We start from the raw sequence: 17,284 nt of genomic DNA, 5'->3' as shown, positions 1-17,284 counted from the left end.
TCAGTTCTTCCCATGGCTGATGATTCGACCTTCCAGGTTCAGCGGGCCGTCGTTCGGAATAACGTACACATCTGGGCGCTCGACGGAGCGCATGACGCCAAGCCCTTGAACGTCTATCTCAAGGAAGTGGGTAAATTTCCTTCCGGCCCATGGTACGCGCATGAACGCATAGGAGAGCTGACCAGGCGTCTTCGCACCCGGCTCTATGTCGGACAAGTACTGGCCGTCTCCGAAGCGCGCATCCTTCGGGTTGTGAGCCCGGATCGATGCTCTCATCTCGTTACTTTCCAATATCCCTTGATGGCCAGCCTCATTTGTGTAGTGAAACAGTGAGGCGACTTCCCCCTCGGGAACCCCTACGACTTCCCCGCACCCCGGCGCCAACCCCAGCGGGTCCGCCCAAGTGACCGGGTTATGGACATACGTAGCCGGATTCGGCGCCGGAGCCAACCCCAGAGGATCCGGTGACAGATAGCGCGCCGACTCCGGGTCGTAATGGCGGTGGAAGTTGTAGTGGAGGCCCGTCTCCGGGTCGAAGTACTGGCCCGGGAAGCGGAGTGGCGTGTAGGCCGTGCTGGCCGTGGCCCAGGCCGTCGTGCCCCAGAGAGTTGAGCGCGCGCGCCACGCCACCTCTCCCGACTCGTCGACGAGCTCCGTCGGAGTGCCGATCAGGTCCGTGACGATAGCGAAGAAGCGCTTGTCTATTGTCCGTTGAGACGCGCCCGTCGCCGATATTCGCTCCGTCTGGGCGATCGGGTGGAGACCATCGTGGTCCCACGTCAACGTGACCGGGTTGGGGAACTCGGAAGAGATCGTGGTCTGCTCGACCAGCGTCGCCCCGTCCCACGTGAAGCGGACTTCTTCAAGAATCGCGCCCGCCGCGCCGAGGCGTCGCTTCGCGATGCGGCGCCCCAGTGGGTCGTACAGATAGCGCCACCGCGCGCCGTCCGGAGTGACGACCGTCGTCAGGCGGTCCTCCGCGTCCCACTCGTACCGCCACGTATCCGGCTTTCGCGAGAGACGGGTCTTCCGCCGGACGACGACGCGGCCGAGTTCGTCATGCTCGTAACGGACGCCACCCGCCCGGGTAATGCGCGTACCCACATACGCGCGCGAGCCCACCGCCTCCTGCCCAGGGCCGGGCCAGTCGGCGGACGTCTGGTTGCCCGCCTCGTCGTACGCGTACCGCTCGCTCCACCCCGGAGCGTCCACGCCCGTCACCCGGCCCACCGCGTCCAGCGAGAACGTGCGGTCGTCGATCGAGGTGACGGCCCCGTCGCGACGGTAGGTGTACGTACGGGACAGAACGCCAGGCAGCGACTGGGAGCTCAGCCGGCCCACCGGGTCCCAGTCATGGGTCAGGGTCAGCTCATCGCCGAAGTGGCGGGCGATCTCCCGGCCCGCCGCGTCGTGTTCCATCGTGAACGAGTGACCGGACGCGGTCATGGACGTACGCCGTCCCGCCGCGTCGTACGCCCACGCGCTCACCACACCCATCGGCGTGACCCGGCGCGTGCGGCGGCCCAGTTCGTCGTAGGCGAAGGTCAGCGTACGGCCGTCGCAGCCCTCGGACTTGACCCGCCCGAGCCGGTCCCGGCCGTACACGAGTGTCGCGTCCGGACCCGCCGCCTCCAGAAGACGGCCCGCAGCGTCGTGGACGTACGTGGTCACCGCACCGTCCGCGTCCTTCCGTACCACCCGCCCCAGCACGTCACGCTCGTACGAGACCGTCTGCCCCAGCGGATCCGTACGCGACACGAGCCGCCCCACCGCGTCATGCGCATACCGAAGCGTCCGCCCGTCGAAGTCCGTCTCCGACGCGAGCCGTCCCGCCGGGTCGAACTCGTAACTCCAGGTCAGACCTTGCGGATTGGTGACGGCCGTCAGCTGGAGATGCGAGTCGTGGGTGAACTCGTAGCGCACCCCGTCCGGACCCGTCCGCGCCGCCAAGCGGTCGAAATGGGTGTATTCGGAGCGGGTGACTCCACCGAGGGCGTCCGTGTGCGTGACGCAGTTGCCCTCGCCGTCGTACGTCCACCTCTCCTCGGCCCCGTCCGCCGCGACGCGCCGGGCGAGCCGTCCCTCCACCGTCCACGACAGCCGGGTCGTCGCGCCGAGCGGATCGATGACGGTCGTCACGCGGCCGAAGGCATCGCGGCGGTACGTGGTCACCCCGCCGAGCGGGTCCGTCACCTCGACGGGCAGCCCCGCCGTGTCGCAGGTGACGTGCGTGGTGGAGCCCAGCGCATCGGTGACCGTCGACAGGTGGCCATAAGAGTCGTACGTGAAGCGGGTGACCGCCCCCGCAGGGTCCGTCGCGGAGGTCCGGCGGCCGGCGGCGTCGAAGGTCTGGCGGCGGACGGTCCCGTCCACGTCCGTCACGGTCACCGGGTGGCCCGCCGAGTCGTACGACGCCGTCGCCACGCGGCCGTCGGGGCGGGTCACCGAGAGGAGCCGCCCCGCCCCGTCGTAGCGGAACTCGGTCGTCCGGTCGAGGGCATCCGTGCAGGAGAGCAGCCGGTTGTGGCGGTCGCGGCGCGAGCGCGTGGCGGCGCCGGTCGGGTCGATCTCGGCGACGACGTGCGATGTGGCGTCCTCGACGACGTAGTGGGTCGTGTGCCCCAGGGAGTCGGTCATCGCCGTGACGCGCAGGCCCGTGTCGGGGTCGGGCTCCCCGTACTCCAGGGAGAAGCGCATATGGCCGTCGGTGCCGGTCTGGAAGACACAGCGGTCCCGGTCGTCGTACGCGTACACGTACCGGCTGGCGTTGCGGTCGGTCCACGCGGTGATCCGGCCGCGCTCGTCGTAGTCGAACCGCAGCGGCAGACCCGAGGAGTTGATGACATCCGTCAGGTTTCCGTCGGTGTAGCCGTACCGAATCAGCTCCGTCTCGACGCCTTCGGTCACCAGATGGAGCGCGGTGATGCGGCCCGAGTCGGTGGTGATGCGGACGCGGTAGCCGCCGTCGTGGACGAGCGCGCGAGGCGTGCCGTCGGCGTCGTACTCAAGGGTGATCCAGTGGCCTCCGCGGTCGGAAACCTGCTGGAGCAGGGCGAGATCCTCGCCGTACGGGGCGAAGTGGCGGGTACGGCCGGACGCCGGGTCGGTGATCAGATAGCCGCCGTCGGCGTTGGCCAAGGGCCAGCGCGGACCTTCGACAGGGAGGGTCGGGACGCCCGGTGCCGGATGCGGATAGCTCAGCAGCATGCCGTCGGCGCGTACGTAGACCACGCCCGCGGAGTCGATCTCCAGGCGCTCGTCGACGGTGCTCGACCAGGACGGGCCCAGCCAGCGGCCCGCACGGTAGCCGGACTCCGCCCGCCGCTCGAACAGCAGGGGCAGCCCGGCGGCGGGCAGGGAGACGTCGGTCTGGGGCAGGAACATGCGGCCGGTGGCCAGGTCGATGGGGTCACCGCCGACACACTTCTGGCCCTCCCCGATGCCGCCCTGCTTGGGGTTGGCATCCACCGCCTCGCGCGCGGCCCCGCTCTTGACGCCCTGCTCCGCCCCCGCCTCGGCGGCGTCCGTCGCCCCACGGCGCGCCGCTCCGATCGCCATCCGCTCACCCGCGTTGGCCGCGGTGCTGCCGCCGCCCGTGGCGACGCCCATCGTGATGTTGCCCGCGAGCCGGCCCATGGCCTCGGAGGGGTCCGAGCCCCAGCCGTCACCCAGGAGAGTGGAGGGGATGCGGCCGGGGTGAGCGGCGAGCGAGACGATTCCGGCATCGGTCTGGACGACGCCGTCGAGGTACGCCGCGGGGTGGGTGATGTTGTACGGGTCGAGCGGGTTGAGCGTACGGGCGAACCGCGCCATATCGGTCACCGACCGAACCGCGCCACCCAGCAGGTGCATCGCCTCGACCTGGCCGCCGTCGAAGAGGTCCTTCGCGTCACCGGCGACGCGATCGGAGAACTTGGGGAGCTTCGGGGCGAGTTCGACCGCCGTGCCGATGTGCGCCTGCGCGGCTGCGGCGGCGGTATTGCGCTGCTTCCGGGCCTCGGTCAGGACGCGCTGCGCCTCCTCACGGTCGGCGATGCCCGGGTCGGTGCACGGAGGTGGCGGCGAACCGGGGTCCTGGCCCGCCTTCACCTTCGCGTCGTATGCGTCGGCCGCCTTGCTGTAGGCGTCCCTGGCCGCCTTGGCGGCCTCCTGGCCCTGCTTGTAGAGGCGTACGGCCTCCTTGGCCTGGGCCTGCGCCCAGGTGACGGTGTGCGCGTACGCGGACAGGGCGGTCGCCGCGTCCTGACAGGAGTCGGCCGCATGAGCCCACTTCGGTGCATGCTCGGCAAACTTCTGCGCGAAGTTGTCCGATCCTTCGCCCTTCCACTGCGAGGAGTCGACCTTCTGCATGCCGGCGTGCGCGGTGTTGAAGGCGGTACGGAAGCTCCGCAGGTGGCCCGCGGTGGCCTCAATGCGTTTCGCGTCGCCGTGGACGAGCTCTTTGGGGTCGTCGGTCTCGTCGAGCCGCTTCTCGCCGACCTCCGCTCCCAGACCGGAAGCGGTCTTGTCGGACCAGTCGTCGACGGCCTTGGCCGCACCGTGGAACCCGAGGTCGTCGGCGACGTCGGCGACCTTGTGGCCACCCCATTCGACGGCCTCGCCGAGCCCCCTCTTTCCCGCGTCGACGGTGTGCTCGACCTTGTCGCCGATGTTGTCCCAGATGGCCATCAGCGACGCTCTCCGGTCGGCGGCGCCTCGCCCTTGATGTCGGCGATGGTCCGCGCCAGGGCCGCGTCCGTATGGTGACCGGCATGCTTGAAGGAGTCGGCGCTGTAGTCGGCGTGCGCAATCTGGTTGAAGGGGTTGTCCGAGAACGTCTTCCCCCAGGACTGCTGCTCCGCCTGCTCCTCGGTCATGTGCGGGTTGCCCATGAGGGCGTTGGTGGTCACCTTGAAGGTGTTCGAGATGTACGCGTCGCCCTCGTGGTAGTAACCGGCGGCCAGGCCCACGCGCTCGGCGAACTGGCTGCCGTCGTGCACCAGCGCCCGTACGCCCCACTCCCAGCGGTGGCAGAACGACTTGAAGGAGTCCGTCAGCCCCTGGTGGCCGGTCTCCATGCCGGAGAGGGCGAGCTCGCCGAAACCACGGCCGGTAGCCGCCTCGCCGGGCGAGCCGCCGGACTTCTTCAGCTCCTCTATGGCGCCGTTGAGGCCCTTGGTGATGTTGTCGAGAGCGTCCTTGGGGGCGTGTATGCCATCGCTCATCGCGTCGCCCTGTCGATGGCGGCGCGCTCGGGGACGATGCCCGCCACCGGCGGGAACATCATGGGACGCTCGCCGCCCACGTCCAGTGCGACACCGGTCGGTTCGCCGACGGCGGGCACGACGACGTCCAGCAGCCGTGCGCCGAGCACGGACCGGTACTCCCAGTCGCGCGCCGCCTCACCACGCGCCGCGGCGAACCGGGCCAGCGCGGCCTCGTCGGTGAAGGCGTAGATCCATTGCACGCCGCCGAACTCCGCGGTCCACAGCCCGCCCTGACCATCCATCGGTACGAGCACGGCCGTCCGCCGGAACTCCCCGACCAGCGCGGCCGGCCGCCCCCGCACCGCGTGGACCGCGGCGACCTCATCCCTCAACGACACCGTCTCCCCGCCCCTTCCCTGCCCCCGAGGCAGCGTATACAGCGGGCGACATGAATCGAACGGAGGGTCAGGTGGGGTGCCCGGCGGTCCTCTATCGTGAGCAACGACATTCGGCCGTATATCCCTTGAGGGGGCATCGTGGCAGAGCTCAACTGGATTCCGGCGACCGAAGGCGACGAAACGGAATACCTGGAAGTCGCGTTCGGTGACGACGGCAATGTCTACATCCGCGAGAACCACCGGCCGGACGAGGTGGTGGTGACCACGGACGCGAAGTGGGACGCGTTCGTCCTGGGCGTCAAGGCGGGCGAGTTCGACCATTTCGTGGAGGGTTAGGGAATGTCCTCACCGGTCGGGCTGATTTGCGAGCTACGGTCCGCGAAATCCAGCCCGTCCGGCGTTTGAGGACACGCCCGAAGGGCGCTCCCGCCGCAGGCGGCAACGGCGGGACAGCCGGGGGCTGGGCCACGAGCCCCCACGCGGCGAAGCCGCAAATCGACACAGCCGGGAAGGGGCGGGTAGGGGAAAAAGCCGCGCAGCGACCGATCAGTCGTCGGACTCCCGGCCCGATTTGGCCCGCTTCCCGTGCCCACCCTTGCGAACATCACCCGAAGGCGAAGCAGTAACCTCCGCCGGAACGACTTGCTGAACCGCCGGCCCCGACGGCCCCGCTCCCCCACCCCCACCGGACCCGAACGCCCAGGCGCCGATCGCCGCGGCCACCACGAACGCCACAGCCCCGGCGACCGCGATGCCCAACGTCTTCGACTTCCGCACGTCCTTGCGCCCACGCCGCACAGGCGCAGACACAGGCGCGGAAACCGGTGCGGACACAGGAGCGGGCCGGTGCGCGGGCGCAGGCACCGGCGGCCGTACAGGCGGCGCGGCAGCCGGCATCGGCACAGGCCCAGCACCCCCAACAGCCCCCGGCGAAACGAAAGGCGCAACCAGAGGCGCAGCCACAGGCACAGCCGGACGCGCGTCACCCTGCCACGCCGTACCCCCGAACCACTGCGCCACTTCCTCCGCCGCCGGCCGCTCCTCCGGCCGCTTGGCCAGCATGCGCAGCAGACAGGACTCGAAGGCGGGCGGCAGATCGGCCCGGTGCTGCCGTGGCGGTACCGGTGCCGCGTCGACATGGAGATAGAGCAGAGCAGTGGGGCTGTCCGCCCAGAACGGCGGTTGGCCCGCGAGGAGCTGGTAGATCACGCAGCCCAGCGCGTAGACGTCGGAGGCGGGCCCGGCCATGCGGCCCAGCGCTCGCTCCGGGGCGAGGTAGGTGCTGGTGCCGACGATCTGGCCGACCCTGGTCAGCGCCGTGGAGGTCTCGTCCACGAACCGGGCGATCCCGAAGTCGCCGATCTTCAGCGTGCCGTCGGCGTCGAGCATGAGATTGCCGGGCTTGACGTCCCGGTGGACCACTCCCTGCCGGTGCGCGGCCGCGAGCCCGGAGGCGGCCTGGGCGGCGATGCGGGCGACGCGGGCGGGGTCCAGGGTGCCGCGCGCGGCCAGCTCCTGGGCCAGGCTCGGGCCCCGGACCAGCTCCATGACCAGATAGAAACGCCCGTCCCAGGCCCCGAAGTCGTACACCGCGACCACTTGGGGGTGATTCAGACGGGCAGCCGTCTGCGCCTCCAGCCTGAATCGCGAGGCGGCCGACTCGTCCGCCTCGTCGCCCAGCAGGAGCTTCACCGCGACCTGACGGCCGAGCACCTCGTCCTGGGCTTCCCAGACTTCGCCCATTCCGCCGCGGCCGAGCAGCTCTCCCAGCCGGTACCGATCGGCTACCAGCACCCGTACCACCCTTGTTCTCGATGCCCCCGAAGCGCCGGACCCGGGCTGCGAGGGCGACGCACGCGACGATCAGGCCCCACAGCCACGAGGCCCGGTGGTCAACCGGGCGGCGCAGGCCCCAGCGTACCGACCGAACACCCTGCCGCCCGAACGTCCGCATGGCCCCCCACCTCGCCGATCATTGCTCGCCGTCCATGCCCGTGATACATAGAGTCACCATAGAGCTCCCCACTGACAGCGCCTCGCGTCGCGGGCCGGACCTGCATCGATGAAACGCGTACGGGTTCCGGCAAAAAATGGCGCCAAGTCGACATGCCGGAGGGGCATCGTCGGCGAAGATAGGTCCTGACCTTTGCCAGGCGGCGGAGGGGTTGACAACTACCCATAAGGGGCGGTGAGTTACAAATGTTTTTGGCGGCCGGCGACAAGGGTGACATCAACACCATCATTGGCGGAATTGCCCCGAAATGGGGGCCGTTCGGCAGCCTGGGCAATGAGGCGCGCGTTCTGGTCGAGGTCGTGATGGCCGCGGCAATCCTGCTCTGCCTCGCCATCGCGATCTGGGGCGCGGCGAAACAGCGCATCGGGGCGACGGCCCTGCGGGACACTTTCAGCGCCGAACAGGGCAAGGGACTGATCGTGGCCGGGCTCACCGGTGTATTCATCATCGGCTCGCTCGGCACGCTCTTCACGATTGTCTACGGCATGGCCATCTGACCCACGCGATCCGGCCGTACCGCGCGGCCCTCTTGACGAACTCCGCCCAGCGTCCGACAACTTTTGCTACGTCAGCCCCGGCCGCCCCAACCACCCCACCGATCCCATGAGTCCCGCCGCGCATCACCCCCGCGCAGACCCTCTCGTCCCCGAGTCCCCCCGCACCGAGGCTGCCACCTGATGCCCCCTCACACCCCCTCGTACTCCTCCCCCCAGAATCGCTTCGCGCCGCTACCGTCATATGCGGGTGCCACAGCGGCGAAGACGTATGAGGGGACGTGCGCGCGATGAGTCTCGGTGACGACGGCTACGGCAACGGCCAGGACTACGGCGAACCGGCCGGCTCCGACCGCCACCTGACGCGCACCCGCCTGCCGGAGGGCGAGGGCGACCCGTACGGCCCCAACCGGCGCGGCCGTGGCGGCGGTCGTGGCAGCGGCAGCGGCCTGTCCGGCCGGAATCTGATCACCGTCGTCGGCGTCGTCGTCCTGCTCATCGCGGCGATCGCCTTCGCGAACAGAGGCGGCGGGTCCTCGTCGGACGAGTCGGACTCGAGGGGCGGCGCGAGTGCGCAGGCGACTGCCCCCACCGGCGAGAAACCCGTGTCCGGCAAGGACGGCGCGACGGGGATCGCGTCGGGCTTCGCGCATACGGAGCAGGGGGCGCAGTCGGCGGCGTCGAATTATGCGGTTGCGCTCGGCGGGGACGGAATGTTCAAGACGGACACCCGTCACGCGATCGTGGACGGCATCCATACGCCCGACGCCGCACCCGCCCTCCAGAGAGATCTGGACAAGGCGTACAGCGCCGACTTCTTCAAGAACGTCGGCCTGGCCCCCGACGGATCGGCGCCCAAGGGCCTGACCTTCGTATCGCGCACCGTGCCCGTTGGCTCGAAGGCCACCGCGTACAACGACGGCGAGGCGACGGTCGCGGTCTGGTGCACGGGCCTGGTGGGCCTCGCCGGCCAGGGATCGACCAAGCCGGTCACCCAGACGTGGTTCACCATGACCCAGAAACTCCGCTGGGTGGGCAACGACTGGAAGATCGTGTCCTCCGAGCAGAAGCAGGGACCGGCTCCCGTCAGTGGTGACGTACCCGCCGCGGGGGCCGAGGAGATCACGAACGCGGTCAACGGGTACGGAGGGTTCACTTATGCCAGGTAGCCGTCGCCTTCGCGGCCTCTCCGTCACGGCGCTGGTGGTATCCGCCCAAGTGACCCTGTTCACGCTCGCTTCGAGAGCAGCGGCGGCCCCGCCGTCGCCCTCCGCCCCGGCGCCTTCGGCACCGAACCCATCCACCCTGCCGTCGACCGCCCCCTCGACTCTGCCCTCCCCGGGCGCCAGCAAGAGCAAGGGCCCGTGCGACCTGATCTCGGGCCTGGCCAAGGACTACTGCGAGGGCGGCAAGAAAAACGGATCCACCCCCTCCACCCCCGACCCCCAATCCTCCCTCGACCCCCTCGACTCGCTCTCCAAGGGCTGTGCCGACGCCGCCTCCTGGATCGTCAAGAAGCTCTCCGAGGCCGTGCACTCCACCGGCAACGTCGACTTCACCAACGCCACCTTCCTCCAGCAGTACGCCGTCGTCTTCGCGGCGTCCAGCATCCTCACCCTCGTCCTCTGGCTGCTGGCCGTCGCCAAGCGGGCCGTGCGCGGGGTGCCGTTCTCGGAGGCGTTCACGGAGGCCGTGGGGTTCCTGTGGCTGACGGTGCTCGCTTCCGCGTTCACCCCGTTGATCCTCTACACACTCGTATCGGCCACCGACGCCGTCACCGCCGTCATCTCCACCGGCAGTGGTTCGAACAACGACACCTTCTTCGGCGCCTTCGCCGACGCCCTCCAGAAGCGCGACCACATCGGCGGCGGGCCGATCATGCTGATCGTGGTGTCCCTCGTCTCCGTGCTCGCCGCGGGCGTGCTGTGGCTGGAGCTGGTGATCCGGGCCGCCCTGCTCTACGTCGGCGCCCTCCTCGGCACAGCCGTCTACGCGGGGCTCGTCGACAAGAACATGTGGGGCCACGTGCGCCGCTGGGCAGGCATCATGCTCGCGGTGATCCTGGTGAAACCGATCATCGTCGTGGTGCTGGGGCTCGCCGGAGCCCTGTCCTCCGGAAAGGGCCCGAACTCCTTCTCGGCGGTCGTGTCGGGGCTCGCCATCATCATCCTTGCCATCTTCGCCAGTGCGATGATCTATCGATTCGTCCCCGGCTTCGGCGACGAGATCGTCCACACCCGCAGCGCCAGCAAGGACGCGGCGTCCCGGCAGGCGGCCGCCGTGATCTCCTCGCCCGCCGCCCTGGTCAAGCAGGGCATCACCACCCACAGCGCCCGCGGCAACGGCCCGGCCGGCGGCAACAACTCCGCCCAGCCCCGCCCCGGCAACTCCGTCTCCGGCGGCGTCGCCGCCCACAGCACCCGCGCCCCCGCCCGCCCCGAAGGCGGGAACACCGGCGGCGGAAGCGCCCCCTCCGCCGTACCGGCGCCTCGCGCACAGAACCGCAGCAATGCTCCAGGAGGTGAGCGGAGTTGACGATCCAGGCACAGTCCCAGCCGATCGCGGCCCGCCGTACGTATCTGATCGGCCGCGCACGTCCCAACGCGGTCGTCGGCAAGAACCGGGAGACCGGCGAGATCGCCCTGATCATCGCCGGCGCCTTCCTCGGCATGATGTGCGGCCTCCTGGTGCCCGTCCTCCCGCTGCGGATCCTCACCCTCACCGGCTTCCCGGTGCTCGCGCTGTCGGCCGTGTACGTCCCGTACAAGCAGCGCACGTTCTACAAGTGGTTCGAGATCAACCGCACGTACAAGCGCACGCTGCGCCGCGGCGCCGCCTACCGCTCCTCCGCCTCCGAGGCCGGTACGCGCCTGGACGGGCGCGAGATCGAGGTCGGCCCGCCGCCGGGGATCGGGCGGATCAGCTGGCTGGCGGCGCCGTTCGGGCCGGACGAGATCGCCGTGCTGCTGCACGCCGACCGCCGTACGGTCACCGCCGCGATCGAGATCGAGGGGCCGGGCGTCGGGCTGCGCGACTCGGAGGACCAGGAGGCGCTGGTCGACCGGTTCGGCACGCTGCTCAAGCACGTCGCCAACGGCGACGGCTATGTGACCCGCATCCAGATGCTGGCCCGTACGCTGCCCGCCGACCCCGACGCGCACGCCAAGGACGTCGAGCGCCGGGGCGACGAGAAGTCCCCGAAGTGGCTCAAGGACTCCTACGACCAGCTGCAGTCGATGGTGTCGACCTCCTCCGAGCAGCACCGCGCCTACCTCGTCGCCTGCATGCACTACACCCGCGAGCTGGCCGCCGAGGCACAGACCATCGCCCGCGCCTCCCGCCACGAGAGCGGCACCCGGCGGCTGGACCGGGACGGCGGCCTGGCCGTCGTCATGGCCCGCGAGCTCACGGACATCTGCGCCCGGCTCGCCGAGGCCGACATCCGGGTGCGCCAGCCGCTCGGGCAGGGGCGGCTGGCGTCGCTCGTGCACTCGATGTACGACCCGGACCACCCCATCGACCACATCCAGGCGATGACGCAGCGCAACGCGTGGCCCGCCGAACTGGACGCCATGGAGCCGACGTACCTCCAGGCGAAGACGCGCGAGTCGTCAACGCGCGCGCCCTGGTGTCACTCCACCGCCTGGGTGAAGGAATGGCCCATGACGCCCGTGGGCGTCAACTTCCTCGCCCCCCTGCTCGTCCACACCCCGGACGTCATCCGGACGGTCGCCGTCTGCATGGACCTGGAGCCGACGGACGTCGCCATCGAGCGGATGCTGACGGAGAAGACGAACGACGACGCGGACGCCTCCCGCGCCGCGAAGATGAACCGGGTCGTCGACCCGCGCGACGTCGCCCACCACTCCCGCGTCGACCAGCGCGGCGAGGACCTCGCCAGCGGCGCGGCGGGCGTCAACCTCGTCGGGTACATCACCGTGTCGTCGCGTTCACCGGAGGCACTCGCGCGCGACAAGCGCACGATAAGAGCGTCGGCCGGCAAGAGCTACCTCAAGCTGGAGTGGTGCGACCGCGAGCACCACAGAGCCTTCGTCAACACGCTGCCGTTCGCAACCGGCATCCGACGATAGGGGCAACGCCGTGCTCGACCCACTGGCCGTACCGACCGAAGCGCTTGTCGCTGCCACTCAGCGGACGGGGAACAACAGCGCTGCGCAGGCCCTGCCACGCGCTCCGCGCCATTCGTGCGACCGCGAGCACCACAGAGCCTTCGTCAACACGCTGCCGTTCGCAACCGGCATCCGACGATAGGGGCAACGCCGTGCTCGACCCACTGGCCGTATTGACCGAGGCATTCACCAGCTTCCTGTTCGGAAAGGTGGAGACCACCCGGCTGCCCGTCCGCACCTCCACCGGACAGGCCCAGGCCGTCTACCTCCCGACCGCCGCCCCGGGCCTCGGCGACTCGGGCGTCGTCATCGGCCGCGAGGTCTACTCCGGCAAGGGCTACATCTACGACCCGTTCCAGCTGTACGGACAGCAGCTGCCGGCCCCGCACTGGCTGGTGCTCGGCGAGTCCGGCAACGGCAAGTCGGCACTGGAGAAGACGTACGTCCTGCGCCAACTGCGCTTCCGCGACCGCCAGGTCGTCGTTCTCGACGCACAGGGCGAGGACGGCGTCGGCGAGTGGAACCTCATCGCCCAGCAGCTGGGGATAACCCCCATCCGGCTCGACCCGGCGGCCGCCCTCAACGGCGGCATCCGGCTGAACCCGCTGGACCCCTCCATCGCCACGACCGGGCAGCTCGCCCTGCTGCGCACCATCATCGAGGTGGCCCTGGGCCGCGGCCTGGACGAGCGGTCCGGTTTCGCGCTCAAGGTGGCGCACTCCTACGTCAACGAGACGATCCTCGACCGTCAACCCGTGCTGACCGACATCGTCGAGCAACTGCGCCACCCGGAAGCCGAGTCCGCGGAGTCGATGAATGTCGACATAGACGACGTACGCGCGTGGGGCCTCGACGTCGCCCTCGTACTGGACCGGCTGGTCGACGGCGACCTGCGGGGCATGTTCGACGGACCGACGACGGCGGGCATCGACCTCGACGCACCGCTGATCGTCTTCGACCTCTCGCACATCGACCGCAACTCGATCGCCATGCCCATCCTGATGGCCATCGTGGGCGTGTGGCTCGAACACACCTGGATCCGCCCGGACCGGAAGAAGCGCATCTTCCTGGTGGAAGAGGCCTGGCACATCATCAACTCGCCTTTCGTCGCCCAGCTGTTCCAGCGCCTGCTGAAGTTCGGCCGACGGCTCGGCCTGTCGTTCGTGGCGGTGGTGCACCACCTGTCGGACGTGGTCGACGGCGCGGCCGCGCGGGAGGCGGCCGCGATCCTGAAGATGGCCTCCACCCGCACCATCTACGCGCAGAAGGCCGACGAGGCCCGCGCCACCGGCAGGGTCCTCGGCCTGCCGAGGTGGGCCGTCGAGATCATCCCCACGCTGACGCCCGGCATCGCCGTCTGGGACGTCAACGGCAACGTCCAAGTGGTCAAGCACCTCATCACCGACGTCGAGCGGCCCCTGGTCTACACCGACCGCGCGATGACCGAGAACGGCGACGACTACCTCGCCCGCGAACTCGCGGCGGAGGCGGCGGCCGCCGAACGCGCGGCCGCGGCGATCGAGGCGCAACTGGCCGACGAGGCGTACGGCTCCTCCGAGTCGACGGTGGCGTGACCGATGACGAGCACCGGCCCCAACGGGAGCCGCAGACCTGAACGCGGCATTCCGGACGCCCTGTTGGTCGGCGCCATCGCGTTATTGCTGAGCCTGACGCTGCTGGTGTGGGTGACGACCGGCCTCGCGGGCCTGGCCGCCCACGGCTCCTGGCCGGACGGTGTCAGCCTGGACGGTACGCCCGTGGCCCTGCGCCACCTGGCCACCCAGCCGCACGACCTCGCGGCCGCCTGGCCGGACGCCCCACCGGACACGCTCTCGGGGTACGGACTCTTCTGGGGCATCCTCATCGGCGAGCTGCTGACCCTCATCGTGCTGTGGATCTTCATCCTCGGCACGTGGACCCGCTGGCGGACCGTACGGGCGCGACGGCGGGCGGAAGCGACCGCGGAGACGGTGACGGTCGCAGAGGCCCCTGCGGAGGCGCCGGAGCGCCCTCAGGCGGCTTCTCCTGCACCGGCGCCTGTCCCTGTGCCTCCGCAGCCCGTGGAGCGGCAACAGCCCGCCACGGCGCCCGCGGACGCCCCGGCCCCCGCCCCGGCCGACGACGCCCCGACTCCCCGCGTCGTCTACGGCTCCGACCGGCGCGGTGCCGCGGCGCGCGCGGTCCTCGAGGCCGCCGGACCCGTCCTGGTGACCACCAGCGACCCGGGCCTGTGGGCCGAGACCAAGGACTCCCGCGCGAAGCTCGGCCCGGTCCACGTCTTCGACCCGGGCCACCTCCTCGACACCCCGAGCCGCCTGCGCTGGTCCCCCACCGTCGGCTGCGAGCTCCGTGACACGGCCGCGGCGCGCGCCGCGGCGCTGCTCGCTCCCGTGCGCCCGCGGAGCGCCCTGGACTCGGCGACGGCCGACACCGCGGAGACCCTGCTGCGCTGCTGGCTGCACGCGGCCGCCGTGGACGGCCGGCCGTTCCGCCAAGTGCACCGCTGGGCCCAGGGAACGGCGGCGCACGAGCCCGTACGGATCCTCCGCACGCACCCCAAGGCGGCGGGCGGCGCGGCCGGCGAACTGGAGTCCGCGCTGACCGGACACCCGGAACGCAAGGATTTGGCCCAAGAATTGACGAGTCGGGCGCTCAACTCCCTTTCGTCCATCCATATTCGGGACGCGTGCAATCCCAATCGATCCGATGCGCTCGCGTGGGAATCATTCATCGCAGAAGGGGGAACCCTCTACGTGGTGGGTGAGGCGATTGAGGATCCCCGCACCCGCCCGGGTGCGATGCCCCTGCTGACCGCACTCGCCGCAAGCGTGGTCGAGCTCGGCCGGGGCATGGCCGGACGGTCATCTGCCGGTCGGCTCGACCCACCACTGACACTCGTCCTCGACGATGTCGCGGCGGTGGCGCCGGTGCCTTCCTTGCCGGATCTCCTGGCGGAGGGCTCGTCGTTGGGCCTGCCGACATATGCCTTCATGCGCTCGGAAGAACAAGCCCGCGCCCGCTGGCCGCACGCCTCGCTACGGCGGTAGCGATCAGCCTGTCCGGCGTTTGAGGACAGCGCGCGGAGCGTGCTTCGGGGTCTGGGGCGAAGCCCCCCACGCGGCGGAGCCGCAAATCGGATACAGCCGGGAAGGGGCGGGGCTGGGGAAAAGCCCGCCGCAGGCGCGACGGGCCGTCTCAAACCGCAGGCCGCGCCACAGCCATCTCGTACTCCAGCGAAGACGGGTCACCCTCCATCGGCACCGTCACCCCCGTCCGCTCGAAGCCCAGCTTCCGATAGAGCCCCGCCGCACGAGCGTTGCGCTCATGCACATACAGACGCACGCGCGCGACACGAGGATCGGACCGCTCCCACGACCAGTCGAGCGCCGCCCGGAAGAGAGCCTCGGTCAGCCCCGTGCCCCGGTGCTCGGGCCGCGTGAAGACCCCCACCAAATGCGTCTGCGGCACGGTCGCCGGGGCGCCGAAGACCCCGTCCACACCGGGCAGTTCCACCAGGACGGTCACATTCCCCACCCATTCGCCGTCCGGCCCCTCGGCGATGAAGGACGTCGACGAACGCGCCCGCTCCTGCCAGAACTCGTCGGGCTGGACGACAGCCTCGTCATAGGTGCTGAGAAAGGCGATCGGCGCGGCCGGGTCGGAGAGCGCGGTCAGCCGCAGCTCCTTGACCTTCTCCCACTCGTCCGGGCGTACGGTTCTGATGAGGTGCTCCATCCGCTGATGGTCAACCGGTGCCCACGGCCAGGGCAAATGAGTTTTCCCGGTTTGCCTCAGGGGCATGGGTCAGCGCGTGAACGGTATACGGGGGTTGGTCGTAGTCATAGCCATGGGGGCGGACGAAGCCGCGGCGGTCCTCCCCCCGGAGCTACGGGCCAGGCTCGCGGAGTTGGCCGCTCCGGTCCTCGGCACACTGGTCGGTCCGCTCACCACTCCACAGGCCCGTGCGGCACTCGAGGGCGCCGACATACTGATCACCGGCTGGGGGTGCCCCACCCTGACGGAGGACGTGCTGGAGAACGCGCCGCGATTGCGGGCCGTCATCCATGCCGCGGGATCAATAAAGGAGTTGGTGACCCCGGGGGTCTGGGAACGTGACATAGCCGTCTCCTCGGCCGCCGGGGCCAATGCCGGCCCGGTCGTCGACTACAGCCTCGCCGCGATCACGTTCGCCACGAAAAAGGCCCTCTCGACCGCGGCGGCCTATGAGTCCGGATGGCCCGCGTTCCGTGACCGGCAGGGCTCCGACGGCCGCACCATCGGCATCATCGGCGCCTCCCGCATAGGCCGCCGGGTCCTGGCCCGGCTGCGGGCTTCCTGCGTCGGATATCGGCTTCTTCTGCACGACCCTTACGTCTCCGCCGGCGAGGCTGCGAGCCTCGGTGCGGAATCCGTCGGTCTCGCCGACCTCTGCCGAGAGTCCGGCATCGTCAGCGTGCACGCCCCGCAATTGCCCGAGACGCACCATCTGTTGGACGCGGAACATCTCGCTCTCGTCCCCGACGGCGGCACGGTCATCAATACCGCGCGCGGCTCGCTCATCGACACGGAAGCGCTCACCCGGGAGTGCTCCTCGGGCCGCCTGGACGCCTTCCTCGACGTCACCGAGCCCGAACCCCTGCCTGCCGGGCACCCCTTGCTGCGACTGCGGAACGTCCTGGTCACTCCGCATATCGCGGGTGCGCAGGGCAGCGAGGCCCGCCGGCTCGGGGTGTATGCCGTGGACGAGGTCGCGCGGCTGGTGCGCGGTGCCCCACTGGTGGGGCGGGTGACCCGCGACCAGTTGGAACGGCTCGCATGAACAAAAAAGTGTCCGGAAACGCAGAAATGCCCTGGCAGGAACCGGAGTTCCCACCAGGGCATTTCTCAAAATTTGTTCGGCGGCGTCCTACTCTCCCACACGGTCCCCCATGCAGTACCATCGGCGCTGAAAGGCTTAGCTTCCGGGTTCGGAATGTAACCGGGCGTTTCCCTAACGCTATGACCACCGAAACTCTATGAAATTAACCAACCGGATAGCAACACGGTCGTTACTTCAGAACCT

The 17,284-nt window shown here is 69.8% G+C and carries 13 protein-coding genes and 1 rRNA gene; 8 read left to right on the top strand and 6 right to left on the bottom strand.

Annotated elements, in window-relative coordinates:
- Genes DXZ73_RS24685 through DXZ73_RS24675 form a run of 3 tightly spaced genes read right to left on the bottom strand, consistent with a single transcriptional unit; the run spans window position 1 to window position 5,584 of the window.
- Window positions 1–4,668: a putative T7SS-secreted protein gene (locus tag DXZ73_RS24685; protein WP_116213243.1), complete on the bottom strand. Its 4,668-nt coding sequence runs from the start codon at window positions 4,666–4,668 to the stop codon at window positions 1–3.
- The gene (locus tag DXZ73_RS24680; RefSeq protein ID WP_116213242.1) at window positions 4,668–5,204 is read right to left on the bottom strand and encodes a hypothetical protein; all 537 of its coding nucleotides are present in this window, start codon (window positions 5,202–5,204) and stop codon (window positions 4,668–4,670) included. Before DXZ73_RS24680 ends, DXZ73_RS24685 begins: the two co-directional genes overlap by 1 nt.
- Complete coding sequence (locus DXZ73_RS24675; protein WP_116213241.1) at window positions 5,201–5,584, bottom strand: SseB family protein; 384 nt, start codon at window positions 5,582–5,584, stop codon at window positions 5,201–5,203. Before DXZ73_RS24675 ends, DXZ73_RS24680 begins: the two co-directional genes overlap by 4 nt.
- A gap of 138 nt (window positions 5,585–5,722) precedes the next feature.
- On the opposite strand from DXZ73_RS24675, the gene DXZ73_RS24670 reads away from it, so the two are divergent.
- A complete protein-coding gene (locus DXZ73_RS24670) occupies window positions 5,723–5,920 on the top strand; it encodes a DUF397 domain-containing protein (protein ID WP_116213240.1) in 198 nt (65 codons plus the stop codon).
- Window positions 5,921–6,130: 210 nt separating this feature from the next.
- Here the strand turns inward: DXZ73_RS24670 and DXZ73_RS24665 are convergent, their stop codons facing one another.
- Entirely contained in the window at window positions 6,131–7,378 is a 1,248-nt protein-coding gene (locus tag DXZ73_RS24665) for a serine/threonine-protein kinase (RefSeq protein WP_205519219.1), read from the bottom strand.
- Window positions 7,379–7,783: 405 nt separating this feature from the next.
- On the opposite strand from DXZ73_RS24665, the gene DXZ73_RS24660 reads away from it, so the two are divergent.
- The 6 genes from DXZ73_RS24660 (at window position 7,784) to DXZ73_RS24635 (ending at window position 15,269) form a co-directional block, all read left to right on the top strand.
- On the top strand, window positions 7,784–8,095 hold the full coding sequence (locus DXZ73_RS24660) for a hypothetical protein (RefSeq protein WP_116213239.1): 312 nt from the start codon (window positions 7,784–7,786) through the stop codon (window positions 8,093–8,095).
- Between the two features lie 287 nt (window positions 8,096–8,382).
- Window positions 8,383–9,261 carry a hypothetical protein gene (locus DXZ73_RS24655; protein WP_116215826.1) on the top strand — a complete coding sequence of 293 codons (879 nt, stop codon included), beginning with the start codon at window positions 8,383–8,385 and terminating at the stop codon, window positions 9,259–9,261.
- The gene (locus DXZ73_RS24650; RefSeq protein WP_116213238.1) at window positions 9,251–10,627 is read left to right on the top strand and encodes a hypothetical protein; all 1,377 of its coding nucleotides are present in this window, start codon (window positions 9,251–9,253) and stop codon (window positions 10,625–10,627) included. Before DXZ73_RS24655 ends, DXZ73_RS24650 begins: the two co-directional genes overlap by 11 nt.
- 2 nt (window positions 10,628–10,629) lie before the next feature.
- Window positions 10,630–12,183 carry an SCO6880 family protein gene (locus DXZ73_RS24645; RefSeq protein WP_116215825.1) on the top strand — a complete coding sequence of 518 codons (1,554 nt, stop codon included), beginning with the start codon at window positions 10,630–10,632 and terminating at the stop codon, window positions 12,181–12,183.
- 191 nt (window positions 12,184–12,374) lie between these two features.
- Entirely contained in the window at window positions 12,375–13,796 is a 1,422-nt protein-coding gene (locus tag DXZ73_RS24640) for an ATP-binding protein (RefSeq protein ID WP_116213237.1), read from the top strand.
- Window positions 13,797–13,799: 3 nt separating this feature from the next.
- On the top strand, window positions 13,800–15,269 hold the full coding sequence (locus tag DXZ73_RS24635) for a type VI secretion protein (RefSeq protein ID WP_116213236.1): 1,470 nt from the start codon (window positions 13,800–13,802) through the stop codon (window positions 15,267–15,269).
- A 148-nt stretch (window positions 15,270–15,417) separates the two neighbouring features.
- Here DXZ73_RS24635 and DXZ73_RS24630 read toward each other — a convergent pair whose 3' ends face one another.
- A complete protein-coding gene (locus DXZ73_RS24630; RefSeq protein WP_116213235.1) occupies window positions 15,418–15,957 on the bottom strand; it encodes a GNAT family N-acetyltransferase in 540 nt (179 codons plus the stop codon).
- Window positions 15,958–16,069: 112 nt separating this feature from the next.
- On the opposite strand from DXZ73_RS24630, the gene DXZ73_RS24625 reads away from it, so the two are divergent.
- Window positions 16,070–17,041, top strand: coding sequence for a hydroxyacid dehydrogenase (locus tag DXZ73_RS24625; RefSeq protein ID WP_116213234.1), 972 nt, complete (start codon window positions 16,070–16,072; stop codon window positions 17,039–17,041).
- Between the two features lie 74 nt (window positions 17,042–17,115).
- On the opposite strand, the gene rrf is transcribed toward DXZ73_RS24625, so the two are convergent.
- A 5S ribosomal RNA gene (gene rrf, locus DXZ73_RS24620) occupies window positions 17,116–17,232 on the bottom strand.
- Window positions 17,233–17,284: the final 52 nt, after the last annotated feature.

It is taken from the genome of Streptoverticillium olivoreticuli subsp. olivoreticuli (assembly GCF_003391135.1).
In the GTDB taxonomy this organism is placed as follows: domain Bacteria; phylum Actinomycetota; class Actinomycetes; order Streptomycetales; family Streptomycetaceae; genus Streptomyces; species Streptomyces blastmyceticus.
This window is presented reverse-complemented; position numbering and strand designations above follow the sequence as displayed.

Bases quoted from the DNA above. Each gene is read 5' to 3' on its own strand.
- DXZ73_RS24685 (WP_116213243.1), bottom strand. From the start codon at position 4,668: ATGGCCATCTGGGACAACATCGGCGACAAGGTCGAGCACACCGTCGAC.
- DXZ73_RS24680 (WP_116213242.1), bottom strand. From the start codon at position 5,204: ATGAGCGATGGCATACACGCCCCCAAGGACGCTCTCGACAACATCACC.
- DXZ73_RS24660 (WP_116213239.1), top strand. From the start codon at position 7,784: ATGTTTTTGGCGGCCGGCGACAAGGGTGACATCAACACCATCATTGGC.
- DXZ73_RS24655 (WP_116215826.1), top strand. From the start codon at position 8,383: ATGAGTCTCGGTGACGACGGCTACGGCAACGGCCAGGACTACGGCGAA.
- DXZ73_RS24650 (WP_116213238.1), top strand. From the start codon at position 9,251: ATGCCAGGTAGCCGTCGCCTTCGCGGCCTCTCCGTCACGGCGCTGGTG.
- DXZ73_RS24635 (WP_116213236.1), top strand. From the start codon at position 13,800: ATGACGAGCACCGGCCCCAACGGGAGCCGCAGACCTGAACGCGGCATT.
- DXZ73_RS24630 (WP_116213235.1), bottom strand. From the start codon at position 15,957: ATGGAGCACCTCATCAGAACCGTACGCCCGGACGAGTGGGAGAAGGTC.
- DXZ73_RS24625 (WP_116213234.1), top strand. From the start codon at position 16,070: ATGGGGGCGGACGAAGCCGCGGCGGTCCTCCCCCCGGAGCTACGGGCC.